Annotated in this window: 16 protein-coding genes and 6 pseudogenes; 16 read left to right on the forward strand and 6 right to left on the reverse strand. The window is 60.0% G+C overall.

The window, feature by feature from the left end:
• The 6 genes and pseudogenes from DM806_RS01085 to DM806_RS01110 all read left to right on the forward strand — a co-directional run.
• The coding region (locus tag DM806_RS01085; protein ID WP_179041412.1) for a transposase domain-containing protein at nucleotides 1–140 on the forward strand (140 nt) is incomplete at its 5' end.
• On the forward strand, nucleotides 137–730 hold the full coding sequence (locus DM806_RS01090) for a plasmid pRiA4b ORF-3 family protein (protein WP_372859145.1): 594 nt from the start codon (nucleotides 137–139) through the stop codon (nucleotides 728–730). The genes DM806_RS01085 and DM806_RS01090, both read left to right, overlap by 4 nt.
• A 12-nt stretch (nucleotides 731–742) precedes the next feature.
• Nucleotides 743–1,267, forward strand: coding sequence for a hypothetical protein (locus tag DM806_RS01095; protein ID WP_179041438.1), 525 nt, complete (start codon nucleotides 743–745; stop codon nucleotides 1,265–1,267).
• A gap of 47 nt (nucleotides 1,268–1,314) precedes the next feature.
• Nucleotides 1,315–1,683, forward strand: a complete 369-nt coding sequence (locus DM806_RS27720; RefSeq protein WP_372859153.1) for a transposase — start codon at nucleotides 1,315–1,317, stop codon at nucleotides 1,681–1,683.
• A 40-nt stretch (nucleotides 1,684–1,723) separates the two neighbouring features.
• Nucleotides 1,724–2,066, forward strand: a pseudogene (locus DM806_RS01105) (tyrosine-type recombinase/integrase); the annotation flags it as partial.
• 396 nt (nucleotides 2,067–2,462) lie between these two features.
• Nucleotides 2,463–2,786, forward strand: coding sequence for a helix-turn-helix domain-containing transcriptional regulator (locus tag DM806_RS01110; RefSeq protein ID WP_179041439.1), 324 nt, complete (start codon nucleotides 2,463–2,465; stop codon nucleotides 2,784–2,786).
• Between the two features lie 388 nt (nucleotides 2,787–3,174).
• On the opposite strand, the gene DM806_RS01115 is transcribed toward DM806_RS01110, so the two are convergent.
• Together DM806_RS01115 and DM806_RS01120 are read right to left on the reverse strand one after the other, a co-directional pair.
• Nucleotides 3,175–3,462 (reverse strand): Dabb family protein, encoded by a 288-nt coding sequence (locus DM806_RS01115; RefSeq protein WP_179041440.1) that lies wholly within the window; start codon nucleotides 3,460–3,462, stop codon nucleotides 3,175–3,177.
• A 38-nt stretch (nucleotides 3,463–3,500) separates the two neighbouring features.
• A complete protein-coding gene (locus DM806_RS01120) occupies nucleotides 3,501–4,265 on the reverse strand; it encodes an SDR family NAD(P)-dependent oxidoreductase (protein WP_179041441.1) in 765 nt (254 codons plus the stop codon).
• A gap of 109 nt (nucleotides 4,266–4,374) precedes the next feature.
• On the opposite strand from DM806_RS01120, the gene DM806_RS01125 reads away from it, so the two are divergent.
• The 3 genes from DM806_RS01125 to DM806_RS01135 are packed head-to-tail and all read left to right on the forward strand — an operon-like array spanning nucleotide 4,375 to nucleotide 7,006.
• Complete coding sequence (locus tag DM806_RS01125) at nucleotides 4,375–4,875, forward strand: MarR family winged helix-turn-helix transcriptional regulator (RefSeq protein ID WP_179041442.1); 501 nt, start codon at nucleotides 4,375–4,377, stop codon at nucleotides 4,873–4,875.
• A 37-nt stretch (nucleotides 4,876–4,912) separates the two neighbouring features.
• Nucleotides 4,913–6,235 (forward strand): NtaA/DmoA family FMN-dependent monooxygenase, encoded by a 1,323-nt coding sequence (locus tag DM806_RS01130; protein WP_179041443.1) that lies wholly within the window; start codon nucleotides 4,913–4,915, stop codon nucleotides 6,233–6,235.
• Nucleotides 6,236–6,265: 30 nt separating this feature from the next.
• Nucleotides 6,266–7,006 carry an NADPH-dependent F420 reductase gene (locus tag DM806_RS01135; RefSeq protein ID WP_179041444.1) on the forward strand — a complete coding sequence of 247 codons (741 nt, stop codon included), beginning with the start codon at nucleotides 6,266–6,268 and terminating at the stop codon, nucleotides 7,004–7,006.
• Between the two features lie 499 nt (nucleotides 7,007–7,505).
• Here DM806_RS01135 and DM806_RS01140 read toward each other — a convergent pair whose 3' ends face one another.
• The 4 genes from DM806_RS01140 to DM806_RS01155 all read right to left on the reverse strand — a co-directional run bounded on the left by DM806_RS01140 (nucleotide 7,506) and on the right by DM806_RS01155 (nucleotide 12,853).
• Nucleotides 7,506–8,528, reverse strand: a complete 1,023-nt coding sequence (locus tag DM806_RS01140) for an alpha/beta hydrolase family protein (protein ID WP_179041445.1) — start codon at nucleotides 8,526–8,528, stop codon at nucleotides 7,506–7,508.
• Between the two features lie 41 nt (nucleotides 8,529–8,569).
• Nucleotides 8,570–11,131: a TonB-dependent receptor domain-containing protein gene (locus tag DM806_RS01145; RefSeq protein ID WP_179041446.1), complete on the reverse strand. Its 2,562-nt coding sequence runs from the start codon at nucleotides 11,129–11,131 to the stop codon at nucleotides 8,570–8,572.
• Nucleotides 11,132–11,319: 188 nt separating this feature from the next.
• A complete protein-coding gene (locus tag DM806_RS01150) occupies nucleotides 11,320–12,303 on the reverse strand; it encodes a FecR family protein (protein WP_179041447.1) in 984 nt (327 codons plus the stop codon).
• On the reverse strand, nucleotides 12,269–12,853 hold the full coding sequence (locus DM806_RS01155) for an RNA polymerase sigma factor (protein WP_179041448.1): 585 nt from the start codon (nucleotides 12,851–12,853) through the stop codon (nucleotides 12,269–12,271). The genes DM806_RS01150 and DM806_RS01155 overlap by 35 nt, the downstream gene beginning before the upstream one ends.
• A 535-nt stretch (nucleotides 12,854–13,388) precedes the next feature.
• On the opposite strand from DM806_RS01155, the pseudogene DM806_RS01160 reads away from it, so the two are divergent.
• The 7 genes and pseudogenes from DM806_RS01160 to DM806_RS01190 form a co-directional block, all read left to right on the forward strand.
• Nucleotides 13,389–13,777, forward strand: a pseudogene (locus DM806_RS01160) (IS5 family transposase); the annotation flags it as partial.
• Nucleotides 13,778–13,843: 66 nt separating this feature from the next.
• Nucleotides 13,844–14,925: pseudogene (locus DM806_RS01165) on the forward strand (IS5 family transposase).
• A gap of 134 nt (nucleotides 14,926–15,059) precedes the next feature.
• Nucleotides 15,060–15,440, forward strand: a pseudogene (locus DM806_RS01170) (IS5 family transposase); the annotation flags it as partial.
• 238 nt (nucleotides 15,441–15,678) lie between these two features.
• Nucleotides 15,679–16,092 carry a 2-oxoacid:acceptor oxidoreductase family protein gene (locus DM806_RS01175; protein ID WP_372859151.1) on the forward strand — a complete coding sequence of 138 codons (414 nt, stop codon included), beginning with the start codon at nucleotides 15,679–15,681 and terminating at the stop codon, nucleotides 16,090–16,092.
• A gap of 73 nt (nucleotides 16,093–16,165) precedes the next feature.
• Nucleotides 16,166–17,113, forward strand: a pseudogene (locus DM806_RS27725) (IS630 family transposase).
• 138 nt (nucleotides 17,114–17,251) lie between these two features.
• Nucleotides 17,252–17,959, forward strand: a complete 708-nt coding sequence (locus DM806_RS01185) for a DUF6537 domain-containing protein (RefSeq protein WP_179041450.1) — start codon at nucleotides 17,252–17,254, stop codon at nucleotides 17,957–17,959.
• A gap of 65 nt (nucleotides 17,960–18,024) precedes the next feature.
• A pseudogene (locus DM806_RS01190) lies at nucleotides 18,025–18,785 on the forward strand (IS5 family transposase).
• Nucleotides 18,786–18,800 lie beyond the last annotated feature (15 nt).

An 18,800-nucleotide genomic window follows, 5' to 3' on the forward strand; every position in this document is an offset into this window, starting at 1 on the left:
TAAACGGCGTCGAGCCCGAAGCCTGGTTCACCGACGTCATCGAACGCATCGGCAACCACCCGATCAATCGGATCGATGACTTCCTGCCGTGGAAATGGCAGACATCGAGGCTGACCAACGATCTGGAGAAGGCTGCGTGAGCAACGGCACTGTCGTGCGGATGAAGATTACGCTGGACGATGTCACACCGGCCGTCAGCCGAACGCTGGAGGTGCCGCTCAATATCCGCCTGGACCGTCTGCACACCGTCATCCAGACCGCCTTCTCATGGACGGACTCTCACCTGTGGGAAATGAGCTTCGGGCAGACCGGCTTTGGCATCCCTGATCCTGAATATGGCTTCGACGGACCGCTCGACGCCCGTAAGGCCACTCTCGCCCAGGTCCTGGCGGATACAAGGCGCAAGACCTTCCGATATCTCTACGACTTTGGCGACGCCTGGGAGCATAGCGTGAAGATCGAGTGCGTCAGCGCGGCCAGCCCGCACCTGACATATCCGCTCATCCTCGATGCAATAGGCATGCGGCCGCCAGAGGACTGTGGCGGACCATGGGGCTATGCCGAAAAGCTCGAAGCGCTCGGCGATCCTCAGCATGAATATCATGAAGAGGCGCTGGAAACCCTTGGCGACGACCATGATCCCAACGCCAAGCCTGATATCCCCCTGATCGAGGCAAGGCTGGAAGCGCTCGCGAAAAAATGGGCGCCACGGACACGCCGGAAAGCCTGATAGGCCGCGTCAATGCCGCCTTCCGTCGGCGCTTACGTCTTTCTCATGCCGCAGCACAGTCTCGCGGTCACAACCGAAGGATTGCCACTGGGCCTGACGGCGGCGAAATTCTGGACCCGTACCAAGTTCAAGGGCACCAATGCGTTGAAGCGGCGGATCAATCCGACGCGCGTTCCGATCGAGGAGAAGGAGAGCTATCGCTGGCTCGAGAATATGCGCCAATCGACCGCTCTACTGGGCGAGCCAGAGCGACTGGTTCACATTGGCGACTGGGAGAATGACATTTACGAGTTCTTCTGCGAAACACAGACGCTCGGCACGCATTTCCTGGTGCGCACCTGTGTCGACCGTCTGGCCGGTGATGGTGACCATACGATCGCCGACGAAATGAGCGAGACCACCGTGCAAGGCATGCATCGGGTTGCCGTTGGCAAAGACGATCATGCCGACATCGAACTACGCTATAGGCGCATCCAGGTTTTGCCGCCGATCGGAAAGCAAAAGCGCTATCCCTCCCTCAGCCTGACTATCTTATGAGACGTGTGCGCGGGTGGGCGTAGACAGGCTTGTCAAATGCTGATTCTATGTGCTTTCCAAGGAGGAGAGCGGCCGTGGTGCAGCGTTCGATTGGTCAGGAGCGATTTGGGTTTTCAGGGTCCGAGCGCACGACGTCATCGTTGGACGCGCTGGTATCGCTGATTGATTGGCACGCGGTCGCGGTTCTTCTCGATCCGCTTTATCCGGCCTCCAAAGGTGAGCCCGCCTGGCCGCCTCTGGCAATGTTCAAAGCCCTACTGTTGTCGATCTGGTATGATCTATCCGATGTGAAGTTGGCTGAGTCTCCGTCACGTCCGCCAATATCAATGACGGCAAGGCAGGTCCCGGTGCCTTGCCCGTTGCCTACGAGACGTCACACTATCACGCTTTGGCACTGGGGGAGGGTAAGGGCTTGACCGTACGCAGTGTCCGCAATCAGGCGAGTGCGCTTAGCTGGCGCAGCCACAGTTTGCAGGCAATTCCCATGTTTTCCCGGCCACGACAGGCGACGGCTCCTTCACGGCAGCCAGTGCCTGCCTTCAACGTATCTGCGGATTTGCTGGCATAGCGGGCGTTACGCCCCACATCTTGCGGCACACTTTCGCCAGTATTGCTGCCGAACTTGGTTTTCTGAACTGACGATCCGGCGATGCTCGGTCACGCATCATAGAATGTGACGCAGGACTATATTCACGTCGATGAAGCCCTGAAACTGGCCGTGCGACGCACGTCAGATGAAATCGCCAAGCTGCTGGCACAAGGTGCCGACAAACTTGACCGTCTGCGGGCGTTCGCCTGATGGCCGGCCGATGCTAGACATATGGTAACGTATATGTTACTTGAAGAGCTGTGAGTTGATAGTTCAAGAATATATCCGCGAGGACGGTTCCTGTCCGTTGCGGTCTTGGTTCGACAGTCTGGATGCACAGGCCTCCGCCAAGGTGGCGACAGCCATAGTGCGGTTGGAGTTGGGTAACGCCTCGAATGTCAAATGGATCGGCGGCGGCCTGGGACAATATCGGATCGACTGGGACCAGGCTATCGCCTCTATCTCGCCAAGGAAGGGATGAACTCGTCATCCTGTTCGTAGGTGGAACGAAGAAGCGGCAGCAGTCAGACATCGTTCAGGCTGGGGTGCTGTTGAATGAATATAAGGTTCGCAAGGCGACCGACAAAAAAGGCAGGAAGTAGCGAGATGGCGCTGACCCGAGACTTCAAAGAAACGGTGAAGGAACGCGCCACGCGCGACCCCGCCTTCGCCAAAGCCATGCTCGATGAGGCGGCAAACGCTTTCCTTAACGGCGAACCGCAGGTCGCGCGCCTGATCCTGCGCGATCTGGTCAACGCTTCGGTTGGTTTCGAGGCATTGGCCGAGGAGACCAGACATCCGAGTAAAAGCCTACACCGGATGCTATCCGAAAAGGGCAATCCGAGTATGGATAACCTTGCTGCTATTTTCGGTGCGGTCCGTCGGCGTCTCTGCGTGACGATAGAGGTGCGTGCCGTAGAGGCGGCATGATCCTGGTTGAAAAGTAACAAGCGAGGGGTGTCGGCCACCGGAAAAAAGCAGCGGTAAATGCCGATGAAATGTCGCTCCGCAAACCGTGTCTGCTGCGAGCCTGCATCGGCCGTGCCAGCCGCAATCGTGTGTAGCATTGGCTTCCACACGTAAGCGGTCTCCTTGTCGATCAGCGTGACCTCGATCGGCGGACTATGTGCCTTCTTCCCGGCAAGATGCGTGGCGATATCGAGTCCGGCGACCGCCCCTCCGACATGACCAACCTGTGACGATCAACTGCCTGTTCCCGATGTTGCGCTGTATCCCATTGTACATCCTTTTGGTTCAGGGCCTCCGCGCAGGTATACGTCGTAAGCGTGCGATCGCCTGCACGGCGATCGCACATGCGTCAGCGCGCGATATCGAGGATGGCGATTTCTTCCCGGAACTCGAGAATCCAGTAGGCGACGTCCAGATGGCCAGCGTCCGTAGAGAACCTATCCAGAGCGGCTTGATCGTCGAGTTCGGCGACCAGGCCGAAGTCGAAATTTCCCGACACGCCGATGTCCAGACCAGCCTTGAGCGAACGCACCCCTGGGATTTTGCCGGCAAGACCCTCGAGACGATCGCAGGCCTTCTGCTGAAGTTCCCGTGGGGTTCCGTCCTTGACGCGAAAGAGCACGATATGCTGAATCATAAAATATACCTTTTAAGTCAATGTTTGTGGGGGATGCTTCACTGCGCCGTGAAGCCGCCGTCGATGACGATATCCGCGCCGGTCACGAACCGCGCTTCGTCGGACGCCAGGAAGAGCACGCCATAGGCGATGTCGATCGGCTCTGCCGCGAAGCCCATCGGGACCTTTGCGAGCACCGCCTCGGTCACCTCCTTGCTGAAGCTTTCCATGATCGGCGTGCGGATAAGACCGGGCCAGACCGTGTTGACACGAATACCTTCGCCAGCGACGCCGATGGCGATCTCCTTGGTGATGCCGCCAATGGCCGCTTTGGTGGCGGAATAGGCGACCGAGCCCCCGCTGATCCCGCCGACCAGCCCGGCCGCCGACGAAATGTTTACAATGGAACCGCGCCCCTTGCGCTTCATCTCCGGCATGACGGCCTTGATGCCGAGCAGCGTACCGGTAAGATTGACGTTGAGAATCCGCGTTGTCTCCTCGACATCGATCGCCCACACGTCTTCGCGCGTTTTCCCTGGCATCGCGGCGTTGTTGACGAGAATGTCGATCGCCCCAAAGGTGTTAATCGTTCGCGCCGCGACGTGTTGCCAGTCCTGCTCGCTGGCGATGTCATGGCAGACGCCCAACACGGCTTCCCGACCCAACTCGTCATTGATCTCTTTGACCGTCGCCATCAGCAGCACGTCGTTCAGATCGCTCGCCACAACCATCGCGCCTTGTTGCGCAAACAACCGCGCCTCGACCTTGCCCTGTCCGCCTGCGGCACCGGTGATAATGGCGACCTTATCGTTCAAGCGACCCATAAACTGTCTCCTTCCACTACAAATATGTCATGTGCATGATTGCATAGTGCACTAAATAATAGTGGTTGATGGACTTGCAAGTGCATCAAGCGGAATTATATTGTGCACCATGAACACAACATCTCAGCAGCCCGGCGACGCCGCGGCGCGACGGCAGAGGGCAACGCAGCTGTCTTTTGCGCTCTACGCTGCCGGAAACCGGATGGTACGGCTTCATAAGCCCATTCTTGAGCCGCTGGGGCTGACCTTTCCGCAGTATCTCGTGCTGGCCGAATTGCTCGCGCAGTCGCCGCGCACGGTCGGGGATCTGGGCGCACGGGTGGACATGGACGCTGGAACCATCTCGCCGTTGCTCAAGCGATTGGAAGCGGCAGGAAAGGTCACCCGCGTGCGGGATCGGGAAGACGAACGATGCGTACTTGTCAGCCTCACGGCGGCAGGAGAGCAACTGCGTGACACGATTTTGGCAGTCACCGATCAGGTAAAGTCTGCCTGCGAAGCACCTGAACTGGATCTTGATCTCCTGCGGCAACAGCTGGATCTGCTCGCGCGCCCAATCGATTGGACGGCCCTCGAATGGAAGACCGGCTCACGGCAGCAAGGCTCGTGATCGCCGTGTGCAACGTTCAAAGAAACGAGGAAATGCCATGCCCCTTCAGATGATCCTGGGCATGCATCTAGGTAACGGCTATGGCTCGCAACCTGGATCATGGCGCATGCCCGGCGTGGATCCGCTGAGCTATGCCAGTTTCGATGCCAAAGTGCGCCATGCCCAGGCGGCGGAGCGCGGAAAATTGCAGTTTCTCTTTCTCCCCGATGGTCCGAGCGTGGTTGCCGACATCGCGAACGAGCCGCCGCACTTCAACCTGGACGTAATGCTCACCCTGGCGGCGGTCGCGCGGGAGACAAGCCGCATCGGCCTGGTCGCAACCGGCTCGACCACGTTCAACGAGCCTTACAATCTGGCGCGGCAGTTCAAGGCGCTCGACATCATGAGCCACGGCCGCGCAGGCTGGAACGCGATCACGTCGGCGGGTGAGGATGTGGCCGCCAATTACGGTAGTCGCATCCCGCCGAGCGCGGAGCGCTACGGCCGGGCGCATGAGGTTATTCAGTTGGTCCAGGGACTCTGGGGAAGCTGGGGGCGAGAGGCATGGAATCCCGATCAGGCATCGGGCAGCTTCGCCGACGCTGACCGGATCGCGCCCATCTACCTGAAAGGCCGATATGTGGCACCACGCGGGCCGCTCTATATTCCGCCGTCTGAGCAAGGGCAGCCGGTCATTTTCCATGCCGGTGGCAGCCCCAACGCATTTGCCCTCGCGGGTCGCTTCGCCAATGCGCTGATCGGCGCCGCCTTCACGATCGAGGACGCGCGGGCACAGCGCATGGCGCTGCGAGAGGCTGCTGAACGCGCTGGCCGGGACCCGGACGAAGTCAAGTATTTCGCCGGGCTGATGACCACGATAACCGACAATCGGAGGGCCGCGCTCGATCGGCGCACGACGATGACCGGCCGAACTTATCCGCAGCGCGCTGGTTACCTCAGCCAGATGCTTGGGCTACGGATCGATCCGGGCCAATTGGACGAGCCGCTCTCCTCGGCCCAACTCGCCGCCGCCCGCCCGTCGGCGGGCGATCCGCGCTCGCCACATGCCCTGGCAGTCGCTCGCGAGGGATGGAGCGTCAAAGACATCCTCGCGCATGGGGTTATCGATTACCATCCGGTCATCGTCGGACCGCCACAGGAGGCCGCCGATCACATGCAGGCATGGTTCGAGGCGGAAGCGGTGGACGGCTTCTGGATCAGCCCGGATGTCTATGACGACGGCATCGACGCCTTCGTCGATGGCGTGGTGCCAATCCTTCAGGACCGCGGACTGTTCCATCGGGACTATGAAGGAACGACGCTGCGCGATCACCTCCACGCGCCGAGCCAGTACGGGCTCGATCCGCGCCTTGCAGCTTAGACACAACACTTGAATTGAGAAGAAACGAACATGAAGATCGGTATTATCGGAGCAGGCAACATTGGCGGAACGATCGCGCGCAAGCTCGTTGCCGCGGGGCATTCGGTCAAACTGGCAGCCGCAGAAGGACCCGATGAAATTCGTGAGCGGGCAGAAAAGATCGGGGCGACAGCCGTCGCGGTCGCTGATGTGGTGAAGGATGTCAACGCGATCATCGTTTCGATCCCGTCCGGCGCCATTCCCGAGGTTGCGGACGTCCTGGCGCAAGCCCCGGTCGACGTTGTCGTGATCGACACGTCGAACTACTATCCGCAGTTTGGCGTGCAGATCGCAGAGATCGATGCGGGCAAGACCGAAAGCATATGGTCAAGCGAGCAACTGGGGCGCCCTGTCGTCAAGGGGTTCAACGCGGCCCTCGCTTATACCCTGGCTGAAAAAGGCAAGCCTGCCGGCGCGGTCGGTCGGATCGCCATACCCGTTTCCGGCGACGATGCACGGGCAAAGACTATCGCGTGCGAACTGGTCGAGGCGGCCGGGTTCGATGCCCTCGACGCCGGCGATCTTGCAATCTCCTGGCGCCACCAGCCCGGCACTCCTGCCTACTGCACCGAACTGACGGTCACAGAGCTCAAGGAGGCGCTGACACTGGCTGACAAGGGTCGCGCACCGCACAACCGCGACGCCGTCATGCAGGAACTTATGGCGGCCAGTAGCCCACCGAGCCACGACCAGATTGTCGCTCGAAATCGTGAGATAACTGCACCGCGCTGATCAGCTGGCGGAGGAAGCCCGGTGGAGGCGTGCACCAACCAACACCTCCTCCGGCTTTCCTGACTAGGAAGGACGCTGCTGCTTCCGGCGTCGGTCGATGATTATGTAACGACGGACAACCCTCGTCCAGTTCGTCGCGGCGGTCGTCGATGATCTCGATCTTCGCGGCCTGGGCTTTGGTCGCTCGCGTCCCAAGGCGACGAGGCATCCCGGCTATGATCCCGCCAATTTGTTGAATCTAAATCTTTACGGCTATCTCAATCGGGTTCGGTCGGGCCGGTGCCTTGTGGCGAAGACGGCGCGCAATCTGGAGGTGCCCAAGTGGCTGCCTGTCTACCTTTCATAGAGCCAAAGAACCTTCAGCTCCAGTCTAAACGGCCGCGCAGAGCATTCGCCCCCAGATTGTTGCAGATCTCGATTCGACCTCGATTGTCGAAGTTATTGTTGAGAGGCAATTTTGGCGGGCGATGCGCCTGACCGCATTCCAGTCGCAGCGGATTTAGAAGCCGCACTCTTCCTTTAGCCAGGACACGACCAGCCGAGCGAGCGCCACCCGCGCGGTCAGATAATAATCATTGGCCTCGAAGATCACTTGCGAGAAATGTTTCGCGTTGGCTTTCTGCATCGCCTGTACGAGCGGCATATGCAAAGTATCGACATATTCCCGGCTTGAGTGTCCAATCAACAACACATTCTTGTTTACTAGTCTCGGTGCGGCCTTGGTCATGCTAAAGCGGTTATAATCAGCAGGAGTAAGTGCATCCAATTCTTTTACAATATCGACGCGCCCATCAAGCGAATCTCGAAGTTCGTTAAAATATTTTGTGTATGCCGCCGATAGCGGTTTTGCCAACAACTCATTGGGACTAACAGTAATAATGGTGTTGAGCCCCGGGTTCTCGGATCCCGCAACCCACCCCATCATGCCGCCACCGCCGCTTTTGCCCAGAACGGCGATATGATCGAGGTCGATCTGGAACGTCCGTTCGGCGCCGGTGCCGGGTGGGACCGCGTGCTGACCACCATTTTCACCCAAAAATGCAACCGCCGCATGCAGGTCATCGAGCGCCGACGTGAACGAATATACTTCCTTATCATCCCACATGCCACGCGGATTGAAGCGCATCACATGAATGCCTGCCCCGACCAGCGCGGGAATTATGCTATCGAGGCAGTCGCCGCCATAGCGCTGGGGCGAAAGGATAACGCAGCCTTTGGCTCCTGGACCATCGGCGAGCCACATGAACGACTGGACGGTCTTGCCCTTGCTCTTGAAGATATGGGGAAAGTGCATGGAAGGGTAATCCGGATCGAAATACACCGAATCCGTCGTCGCATAATCCGTACCCAGCATGGCAGGCCTATACGGCTTTCCAATCATGTTGCCCGTGGCGGCCTGGCTCACCCCTGCCCCGGCCAGGGAAGCGACGAGGGCTGCAAAGCCGCCCGCCACGGTTCGGCGGGAAACGCTCGGCAGGTCTGCCAAGGGCGCGGTCTGATCGTTGGTTGAATCATTCTTCATTTTATCGATCCTGAATTGATATGGACGATTGGGGCAAACCTTCACTGACCGCCGAAGCGACGCGTGATCTGCAGCGCAATCTGCCGGCCCCTGTTGATGAACGCGTAACGATCGGCATCGAAGGTCGGACCGTTGGTGCCCGATGGACCACCGGTGAAGAGTACAGAGTTCGAAATCTGGTAGGTATATTCGTTGGTGAGGTTGCGACCGCGCAGGGCGAACTCCCAGCGATCGTCAGCGCTGATCAGGCGGATATTCGCGTCCAGCATCCAGAAGCCCTTAAGCTTGCTGCTAGGCACAAGATTCGATTCCGTGAAATAGCTGCTGCTGTAGCTTCCGTCGGCGGAAAGGCCGATGCGCCAGTCGTCGCTGAAGTCACGTTCGAAATTCGCGCCCACATTGCCCGACAGTTCGGGCGCGTTGGCGAAGGGGCGACCCTTCAGGTCCTGGAGCGTGAAGACACCGTCGGGCCTCACGCCACCATTGCATCCCGCACCAATAGTCTGGCCTGGATAGCAGGTCGCCGTGTAGATGTTATACTCCGCTTTGTTGTATCCTAGCGCGCCGCGGAGGGTCAGCCCCTCTATGCCGGTTTGCCAGTTGATATCCGCCTCGATCCCCTTGACCGTACCCTTACCGGCGTTGTCGATCGCGAAATTAAGGCCTTGTACGAACGTGACTTGAAGGCCGGTGGTGACATATCTATAGGCACTGATGTTCGCACGCACACGGTCGTTGAAAAGAAGCGCCTTGACGCCCGCTTCGCCGCCCTTGGTGATCTGCTGATCATAAATTCTGCCGCCCGGCGTCAGACCACCGCTGAGAAAGCCACGCTTGTAGCTGCCGAATATCGTCAATTTTCTGGAAGGGCGCCATGCCGCCGTCAACTCGGGCGAAAAATTCTTCCAATCCTGATTGGGGTTGATGGGCGGCGTGCCCCCGATGATGCTCTTTATGAAAGCCGCTTTCTTTTCCCATGAATAGCGGCCGCCTGCCGTGAGTTCCACCGTTTCGACCGGGTTCACCCGCAGTTGGCCGAACAGGGAAAGGTGCGACCCTTTCAGCGTCAACTGGTTGCGACCGAACAAGGCCGGATTGTCAGGGAATGCAACATCCTGGGTGTCGTAAACGAATTTGCTGTCCTGCAGATATGTGCCTACGAGGAAATTGACCGGCCCTTCCCAGTTACTGGCCAGCCGGAATTCCTGCGACAATTCCGTCAGTTTGAAATGATAATCACCCACGAAGACGAAGTCGGGATCGCTCGTGTTGAAATAGGGATCGGTATAGTCAAGGTCGACCTTATAGACGCTGCTCAACGACGTCAGGGTCATCTTGTCGGTGGGGCGGAAGTTCATTTCCATCGAGGACAATAGCTGTCCCTGTTGAAGATCCGGCTCCCCCTCGCTGATGCCCAGTCCGAACTGCTTGAGATCCGGCCCATAACCCGAATAGGAAATCTTGTCGTCCGCCTTGCAATTTTCTCCGGACCCACCGACACCAATCGGAAGCTGCGGCGCGCCGAGCGGGCAATAGACATATTGCCTGATTTCGGAATGACCCGCGGTCTTGAGTTTGCCGTAGGTGAGCTTAAACCGGGCGTCGAACTGATCGGACGGATCGAATTTGAGCGTCAGCCGTCCGCCGAATTCCCGGTCATGCGGCAGCCGGTCTCGGGTCGATGCGAAGCGCAGCGCCTCGGGATAGATATTCTTCTCCCATCCCTCCATATGGCTGCCCATCACCGCGACACGGATGCCGAGCGTATCGGTCAACGGACCCGATGCAAAGCCATCAAACTGTACCTCACGCCCGACAAATTCGTACAGAGCCGACGCTTTTGCCTCGAATTTGTTGGTAGGATCGGCTGTGCGAATCGAAATCACGCCGCCAGGGCTGTTCTTGCCGAAGAACAGGCCTTGTGGACCTTTCAATACCTCGATCTGCGCCAAATCCATCTGGCCGATACGGCGGATGCTCGAACGCGCGACCTGGGCACCGTCGATGTTGAACGTCACCCCCTGATCCGCGGTGGTGGTGCTGGCGTTCGCGCCGATGCCGCGCAGGACGACGCTGCCGCCCTGAATGGCGCCCTGCCCAATCTGAAGCTGCGGGATGACATTGTTGAGCTGGTCGACCCGCGTCAGATTGCGCCGGTTGATTTCGCTCTGGCTTACGCCGGTAACGACGACCGGCACGGAGATCGACGTTTCGTTGCGACGGCGGGCGGTTACGATGATATCACCGCCCGCCTCACTTGAACCGCCTTCGCTCGTTGCCGCGGCGGGATCGGCTTGCATGGCAGGCGTTGATACGGCCCGTCGGATGGTGATAATGCCGGTCGCGTCGGCGGGCTGCTTTGCGGCAAGGCCAGTGCCAGCAAGCAGGCGCTTGAGGGCGGCCTCGACTTCCAGCCGACCGACGACGGCGTTGGTGCGCTTGCCCTTGAGCAGGGCTTCGCTCGCCAGGATCTGAAGGCCGGACTGTTTGGCGAATACGGAGACGGCAGAACCGGCAGGCTGTGCCGGGATGGCAAAATTACGCACTTCGGCCAAGGCCGGCTGTGTCGTAAGGGCGGCGATAATCGCAGTCGAGACAATCATGTATTTCCCCCATGATGGCAGCGCGCAATCGCGCCCGTCCATATTGCCTTGATGCACCGCGCGATCCTTTCCGACGGGGGAGACATATTTTTTTCATTTCTCTATGAGAAAGGCGATTTCCCCAATGCTCGATATCGAATGTGCGCTGTCGCCTATGGCGGCATTAGAGGCTTCAGATTTGGTGCGGGCTATTGCGTGAGAAGGAGATCGCCTTCCTTCTCCACGACCTGCGCGCCGGTCATTTCAGCAACCGCGCGGGCAAATTTCGCCGGATCGTTGGTACGGAAATAGCCGATCAGGCGCTCACGACCGATCGCCGTATCACCGATGAGGATGTGTTGCCGGTTATACCGGTTGAGTTCGGCGACCGCATATTCGACCGACTGGCCATCCAGCACTATTTCGCCGCTGCGCCAGGCGAGGGCGCGCTCCACCTCCTGTGGAATATTCTGGACGGTCGATGCCGCAGGCTGGACCCCAGCGCTGACATAGGATCGGTCGCCTGCCGTCAGGCGGCGCAGACTTCCCTCACGTCCCTCTATCCAGGTCTCCACGACGCCTTCCGTAACCAGTACGTCGGCACTCTCGGCGCGGCGGCGTACCGCAAAGGCGGTTCCCACGGCCCGCACACGCACGTCACCTGCCTTAACCACAAATGGTCGCGACTTGTCGTGCGCTACCTGAAACCAGGCCTCACCCTCTTCGAGCTGGATCGCGCGCTGTTTGGGCCGCAAGGCGACGGCCAGCCGACTGGCGGTGTTGAGTACCGCGACCGATCCGTCCGCCAGGGGTACGCGGCGGACTTCGCCAATGTCGGTGCGAATGTCGTCACGGCCAAGGCGAGGCACAATCATAATCGCGCCCAAGCCCGCCGCCAGTGCGCCTGCGCCGGCCGAATATCTGAGAAACCGGCGGCGATCGAGAGCAGTTGCATCATTGGATGCGCGGCACTCTTCCTGCCGCACAGCGGTAGATGACAGCGCGCGCCCTCTGTCGAGGTAGGCCAGCGTCGCCTGCGCGCGCAACAAGGCACCTTGATGAAGCGGATTTTCCGCCAGCCAAGCTTCCAGGGCCGCCTCCTGATCCACGGCGAGAGTCCCGAGGTCGAGCCTGGTGGCCCATAGTGCTGCGTGGTCGTCAGTCATCTTGGCGACCGGTCTGGCATTGCTCATATCGTCTTCCCTGAAGTTGCTCTGCCCCCCCATCTTCTTCTGCGATTGCCTTCATGATGATCTTCAAGCCCCGCGCCGCCTGCGCCTCCACAATATGTTCGGTCAACCCCAGTCGTTCCGCGATCTGCCGCTGGGGCAGGCCCTCTACCCGCCGGAGATGGAAAATCTCCCGGCATCGGTCCGGCAGCGCGGCGATGAGCCGCTGGACTCGCGCCAGTTCCTGCCGCGCGCTTGCCAGCCGTTCGGGGCCGGGATCGGCATCTTGCACCGTCATGGCTTCCACCTCGGTCAAGCTTTCGATCCGCACGATCCGATCGCGCCGGACTCGCCGCAGCATCACCGAGCGGGCGGTTGTGAACAGGTAGGCCCGCCCGTTGCGGATATGGTCGACATCGGACAGTTGGGCAATGCAGACATAGGCGTCGTGAATGATATCGTCGATGTCCTGAGGCGGCAGCGCCCGACGGCGGAGCCATGCGCGCAACTCTCCCTCATAAGGAACGATATTGCTCCCGACCCAGGCAATGATCCCGCTGCGGCACCCCACCATCCCCATGGTTCCTTCGAAATCCTACATGCCGACATAGCACAAGATGCAAGGCGATGGCATTTCCGACGATCAGCCTTGATAATTTCATCTAGCCGGAATTGTGAGCGCGCAGGGTGCTGGATCTCATGTCAGTCCGTCCGAAAACGTAGGGCCGGATCGTATTGCGGATGAGCCGCGCAGCGTGGCAGGCGGTGTGGGCTGCTGATTTCAACATGGGAGGCGTGGGACGGTTCCTGATGGGCCATATCAGGCAATGGGGCGCGATGTTGTGGCGTTGACGTCGCAAGGGGACCATTCAGGCCCTCACGGCGCGTAGCCGGGCCGGAATACCGAAGACATTGATGACCTTGCGCAGATTACAGGCGAGCGCGGTCAGGCTGACTCGGCGTTGTTGTATTTAGATCAATGCCGGGATACTCAGACATTCGAGCATTGTAACGCTCTGCTTCTTTTTATCCCGGCATATGATAGTTAGGGTCAGGACCCATTGAGGTGAGAGGCGCGATCTGATTCAGGCTCCGTGAGGAGACTGAGAATGAGCGACCTATACTGGCTGACGGACGAGCAGATGGCTCGTCTGCGCCCCTACTTTCCCAAGAGCCACGGTAAGCCGTGCGTTGATGATCGACGGGTTCTGAGCGGTATCGTGTTCGTCAACCGCAACGGGCTGCGCTGGCGCGATGCGCCCAGGGAGTATGGCCCCCACAAGACGCTGTACAACCGATGGAAGCGATGGGGCGATATGGGGGTCTTCCTTCGCATGATGGAAGGGCTGGCTGCTGAAGCCGCCGAACCAGCGACGGTCATGATTGATGCGACCTATTTGAAGGCTCACCGCACGGCTTCGAGCCTGCGGGCTAAAAAGGGAATCTCGGGCGGCTGATCGGCCGCACCAAAGGCGGCATGAACACCAAGCTGGACGCCTCGAAATATTCTGGCCTTTGAGGGGCAGATTTGATTCACTTCGCCGACGATGTGGCGGAGGCGGTAATGATAGGGCAGCCGGGTTTCTTCGATCTTTCAGCCAGGTACGAGGCGCTGAGCGCGGCGGGTGATCCGCTGGAGCGATTGGCGGCTGTTGTGGATTTCGAGGTTTTCCGGAGCCCATTGATTGTGGCGTTGCGACGTAGCGTTCGCGGCAAGGGCGGGCGCCCGCCGTTCGACCCGGTGCTCATGTTCAAGGCCCTGGTGCTGCAGGCGCTCTACTCGCTGTCGGACGAGGCAACGGAGTTCCAGATCAAGGATCGCCTGTCGTTCCAACGCTTTCTGGGGCTTGGGCTGGACGGCACGGTGCCCGATGCGACGACGGTGTGGCTCTTCCGCGAGCGGCTTGTGAAGGCCAAGGCGATCGACCGGCTGTTCGCCCGCTTTGATGCGGCGCTCAAGGATAGGGGTTATCTGGCGATGGGCGGGCAGATCATCGACGCGACGATGGTGCCGGCGCCCAAGCAGCGCAATACCGAAGCGGAGAAGGCGGCGATCAAGGAAGGACGCGTGCCGGAGAACTGGAAGCCTGCCAAGGCGCGGCAGAAAGATCGCGATGCCCGCTGGTCGATCAAGTACAGCAAGGCCAAGATCAGGGAGGGCGCCGATCCCAAAACGGCCAAGCCGGTTGACCTTGCCATCCCGATGTTCGGATACAAGAATCATATCGGCATCGACAAACCCATGGGCTGATCCGCACTTGGGATGCCAGCGCCGCCAATGCCCATGACGGCGCAAGGCTGCCGGTTCTGATCAGCAAGGACAACACTGCCTCCGGCGTCTGGGCTGATACCGCCTATCGATCCAAGAAGAACGAGGCGTTCCTGGCCGATGGCATGTTTACCAGCCACATCCACCAGAAGCGAAAGCCGCGGCGACCGCTGCCCGAGCGGATCGCCAGAGCCAATACCCGGCGTTCCAAGATCCGCGCCCAGGTCGAGCATGTCTTCGCCGGGCAAAAGCACCGAATGGGCCTCGTCGTGCGCACCATCGGCATCGCCCGCGCCACCATCAAAATCGGTATGGCCAACCTTGCCTATAACTTCCAGCGCCTGGTCTGGCTCGAGGGACGTACTGCGCCCACTTGATGCGAAAGCTGCTCCCTAGCGGCACTGGCGACATGGAAATCACCACCAGAATGCGCAGCCACGCCGGCCCCGTTACACCTCTGCGGTCCATACAGCCGCCATCACGCCGAAATTGGACGGTTTATCGAGGTGTCCAGCTTCACGCCGTCACCGACGCTAACGGCCGCCCGCTCAGCTTCTTCATGACGGCCGGCCAGATCAGCGACTACACCGGCGCTGCGGCTCTGCTGGACGATCTGCCCAAAGCGAAATGGCTGCTGGGTGACCGCGGCTATGACGCCGACTGGTTCAGAGAGGCTTTGCAGGCGAAGGGCATCAAGCCCTGCATCCCGGGCCGCAAATCTCGGCTTCAACCCGTCAAATACGACAAGCGCCGGTACAGACGTCGCAACCGCATCGAGATCATGTTCGGCCGCCTCAAGGACTGGCGACGCGTCGCCACGCGCTACGACCGATGCCCGCAGGTCTTCTTCTCCGCCATCGCGCTCGCAGCCACCATCATCTTCTGGCTCTGATCAACGAGTCCTGACCCTAATGTCGGCCGGGTCATTTCCGGCGGTAAGGACCGCCTCATTTCCTCGTGCCAGACGCGGGCACGATCGATGATGTTGCGGGAGCGCGCACCGGAAGGTGCACCACGCCGTTCGCGATCGAGATTCAGGCTCAGGACCCAGGGATTGGGACAGAATATGACGGGGCTGGCAATGAGCCATAGCGCGCTTTCGAAGTATGACATATGGCTGCGCTTCGAGCGTGACGAGTTCACGACAGCCGCCTCTGATTGCATTGGGCGACGCCGGTCATAATATGCTGGTCGCTGGCATCGGCGGCACCGGCGTGCTGACTGTGGGCGCGCTGATCGGAATGGCGGCGCATCTGGAGGGCAAGGGCTGCACGGTGCTCGATCTGACGGGCATGGCGCAGAAGGGCGGCGCGGTGACCAGCCACATCCGTGCCGGCCCAACGCCTGACGGCATCTATACCTCGCGCCTCGGTGTCGCCACGGCCGACCTGATCCTTGCCTGCGACATGATCGTGGCAAGCGGTGCCGAGGTCCTAAAGACAGTCGATCCCGGCACAACGGTAGCGGTGGCAAACAGCGACGTCACACTGACCGGCGAGTTTCAGACCAACCGCAAGATGGATCTAGAGCATAATCCGATCTGACAGAATCGTGGTGATTTCCTTGAGCCAAGAAATCTGATTCAACATGCGAGCTGGACGAGGAGGCCAGCCTGGCATGACAAAGTCGATCTCGGAGGATTTACGTTTTCGGGTGATCGCGGCGGTTGATGGCGGGCTATCCCGGCGCGCGGCGGCCGAGCGTTTCGGCGTTGCAGCGGCAAGCGCCGTCCGCTGGGTTCGCGAATGGCGGGAGACCGGTTCGACGCGGGCAAAGCCTCAGGGCGGCGACATGCGGTCGCGCAGGATCGAGGCCTATCGCGATGTCATTCTTGGCGCGATCGAGGAGCAGGTGGACATCACGCTGGTCGAACTGGCCGAGATGCTTCGATCAGAGCATGGCGCGGTCTTCGCGCCGAGCACCATCTGGCGCTTCCTCGACCGTCATTCCATGACCGTCAAAAAAAACGGCACACGCCAGCGAGCAGGAACGGCCCGACGTTCTCGCGCGGCGACGCGCATGGTTCAAGGCGCAACCTGACCTCGATCCCGAACGGCTGGTGTTCATCGATGAGACCGGCGCCTCAACAAAGATGGCCCGCCTGCGGGGACGGGCAAGGCGTGGCATCCGCTGTCGGTCCCCAATTCCGCACGGCCATTGGAAAACCACCACTTTCACCGGTGCGCTGCGCCTGACGGGCATGACTGCGCCGATGGTCCTGGACGGTCCCATGACCGGCGAATGCTTCGCTGCCTATGCCCAGCAGGTTCTGGCGCCAACGCTGCATCCTGCGACATCGTCATCCTCGACAATCTGCCGGCACATAAGGCAATGGCTGCCCGTGAAGCCATCGAAGCGGTTGGAGCGAGCATGCTGTTCCTGCCGCCATACAGCCCCGACTTCAATCCCATCGAAAACGCCTTCTTCAAACTCAAGGCTATCCTGCGAAAAGCCGCCGCCCGAACTATCCCGGAGCTATGGGATGCGATACGTGACGCGTTGCCACGCTTCACTCCCGAAGAATGCGCAAACTACTTCACAGCCACCGGATATGAGCCAGAGTGATCGGATTCTGCTCTAGACGGGGAGACGCTGGAAGCGTCGATCCGCGATGCTCTGGACGGCGGGCCGTTCCTGCCCTTCCGCGCTACCCACCTTGCTACTACGCTGACCGGCGACAGTATCGCCACCAACATACTCATGATGGGCTATGCCGCGCAGAAAGGATTGTTGCCGGTGTCGACCGCCTCGATTGAGGAAGCGATCCGGCCCAACGGCACGTTCGTGAAGAGCAATCTGCGCACCTTCGCGCTGGGTCCGGTCACCGCCCACGCGCCCGACCAGCTCGCCCACATCCTAGCAGACACACCGACCACGGCCTCGATTGATACGCTCGATACACTGATTGAAAGCCGCGTCCGCCTGCTCACGGCCTATCAGGACGAGGCATATGCCAAATCCTACGTGGATTTCGTTCGTGAAATGGAGGCAGCCGTTGCCGCGAGAAAGCTGGACGGAAGTGAGTTGTTCGTGCGCGAGGTTGCGCTGACATCGGCCCGGTTGATGTCCTACAGGGACGAATATGAAGTCGCCCGCCTCCACGCCGATCCAAAATTCATCGCGCGTTTGCGCCATCAGTTCGAGGGCGATTTCAAGATCACATTTCACCTCGCCCCACCGATGCTGCCGGGGCGCGACGCGACAGGGCGGCCAAAGAAGCGCGAGTTCGGCGAATGGATGTTGCCGGTATTCCGTATCCTGCAGCGCTTCAAGGGACTGCGCGGAACGATGTTCGACCCGTTCGGCTACACCGCTGAACGGCGTATGGAACGGCGCCTGATTGTCGAATATCGTGCGCTGATCCGTCAGGTAGCGGCGCGGATCGACCAGTCCCGCCTGACTAGGCCGTAAACTCATAAATAGATTGCGGTTTGGCGAGTGAGATGATTCACGGCTCTCCAGCATTGGAGGGTTGGATGGCACGTCGTCGGTATGAACTGACAGATCGGGAATGGGGGATTATCGAGCCGTTGCTGCCCAACAAGCCTCGCGGTGTGGCGCGGGTGGATGATCGCCGCGTTCTCAACGGGATCATGTGGCGCTTTCGCTCGGGAGCTACATGGGCCGAAGTGCCTGAGCGCTATGGGCCTCCGACGACCTGCTACAACCGGTTTGTCCGCTGGCGCAAAGCCGGGGTCTGGGACCGGCTGCTGGCAGCGGTTTCCGCCGGATATAATGGCGAACTGGTGATGATCGATTCCACTTGCATGCGCGTCCACCAGAACGGTGCGACGGGCAAAAAGGGGGAAGTTGCGATCGTGGCATGGGACGTTCCCGGGGCGGTCTCACCAGCAAACTCCACGCTCTTGTCGATGCTGAAGGACGCCCTGTCAGCCTAAGACTGACAGGCGGGCAGGTCCACGATGCCTGTGAGGCTGAAGCGCTGATCGACGCCATTCCCGAAGGCGCCACCCTGCTGGGCGACAAGGGGTATGACAGCAACGCAATCCGTGAGGCCGCTGCGGCTAGGAACGTCTGGGCCAACATCCCTAATCGATCCAATCGAAAGCAGCGCTTCGCCTTCTCGCCATGGCTCTACAAACAGCGAAACCTCGTCGAGCGCTTCTTCAATCGCATCAAGCAGTACCGTGGCATTGCCACCCGCTACGACAAGGATCCAGCCAATTTCCTCGCCGCAATCAAACTTATCTGCGTTCGAATCTGGTGCGCCGCATAATGAGTCTACGCGCTA

This window comes from Sphingobium lactosutens, from assembly GCF_013393185.1.
Lineage (GTDB): Bacteria > Pseudomonadota > Alphaproteobacteria > Sphingomonadales > Sphingomonadaceae > Sphingobium > Sphingobium lactosutens_A.

Excerpts from the sequence above, each read along its gene's own strand:
- DM806_RS01120 (WP_179041441.1), bottom strand. The coding sequence starts at position 4,265 with ATGGGTCGCTTGAACGATAAGGTCGCCATTATCACCGGTGCCGCAGGC.
- DM806_RS01125 (WP_179041442.1), top strand. The coding sequence starts at position 4,375 with ATGAACACAACATCTCAGCAGCCCGGCGACGCCGCGGCGCGACGGCAG.
- DM806_RS01095 (WP_179041438.1), top strand. The coding sequence starts at position 743 with ATGCCGCCTTCCGTCGGCGCTTACGTCTTTCTCATGCCGCAGCACAGT.
- DM806_RS01145 (WP_179041446.1), bottom strand. The coding sequence starts at position 11,131 with ATGATTGTCTCGACTGCGATTATCGCCGCCCTTACGACACAGCCGGCC.
- DM806_RS01135 (WP_179041444.1), top strand. The coding sequence starts at position 6,266 with ATGAAGATCGGTATTATCGGAGCAGGCAACATTGGCGGAACGATCGCG.
- DM806_RS01140 (WP_179041445.1), bottom strand. The coding sequence starts at position 8,528 with ATGAAGAATGATTCAACCAACGATCAGACCGCGCCCTTGGCAGACCTG.
- DM806_RS01115 (WP_179041440.1), bottom strand. The coding sequence starts at position 3,462 with ATGATTCAGCATATCGTGCTCTTTCGCGTCAAGGACGGAACCCCACGG.
- DM806_RS01150 (WP_179041447.1), bottom strand. The coding sequence starts at position 12,303 with ATGAGCAATGCCAGACCGGTCGCCAAGATGACTGACGACCACGCAGCA.
- DM806_RS27720 (WP_372859153.1), top strand. The coding sequence starts at position 1,315 with ATGTGCTTTCCAAGGAGGAGAGCGGCCGTGGTGCAGCGTTCGATTGGT.
- DM806_RS01130 (WP_179041443.1), top strand. The coding sequence starts at position 4,913 with ATGCCCCTTCAGATGATCCTGGGCATGCATCTAGGTAACGGCTATGGC.
- DM806_RS01110 (WP_179041439.1), top strand. The coding sequence starts at position 2,463 with ATGGCGCTGACCCGAGACTTCAAAGAAACGGTGAAGGAACGCGCCACG.
- DM806_RS01155 (WP_179041448.1), bottom strand. The coding sequence starts at position 12,853 with ATGGTGGGGTGCCGCAGCGGGATCATTGCCTGGGTCGGGAGCAATATC.
- DM806_RS01185 (WP_179041450.1), top strand. The coding sequence starts at position 17,252 with ATGGGCTATGCCGCGCAGAAAGGATTGTTGCCGGTGTCGACCGCCTCG.